Raw genomic sequence first — 252 nt, forward strand, 5'->3', positions numbered from 1 at the left:
TCCTCTTAACCTTCCAGCACCGGGCAGGTGTCAGGCTGTATACATCTACTTTCATATTAGCACAGCCCTGTGTTTTTGTTAAACAGTTGCCTGGACCTATTCTCTGCGCCCTCTCTTGCGAGGAGGGACCCTTTATTCCGAAGTTACAGGGTCAATTTGCCTAGTTCCTTAACCGTGATTCACCCAAGCGCCTTAGTATATTCAACCCGACTACGTGTGTCCGTTTGCGGTACGGGTACCTCCAACGTTAAG

1 rRNA gene is annotated in these 252 nt (G+C 49.2%); it reads right to left on the reverse strand.

Going from position 1 to position 252, the window contains the following annotated elements:
• Positions 1–252: ribosomal RNA gene (locus H6A61_RS15655) — 23S ribosomal RNA — on the reverse strand; the annotation flags it as partial.

Origin of the sequence: Bacteroides caecigallinarum (genome assembly GCF_016901995.1) — a bacterium.
GTDB lineage: Bacteria > Bacteroidota > Bacteroidia > Bacteroidales > Bacteroidaceae > Phocaeicola > Phocaeicola cellulolyticus.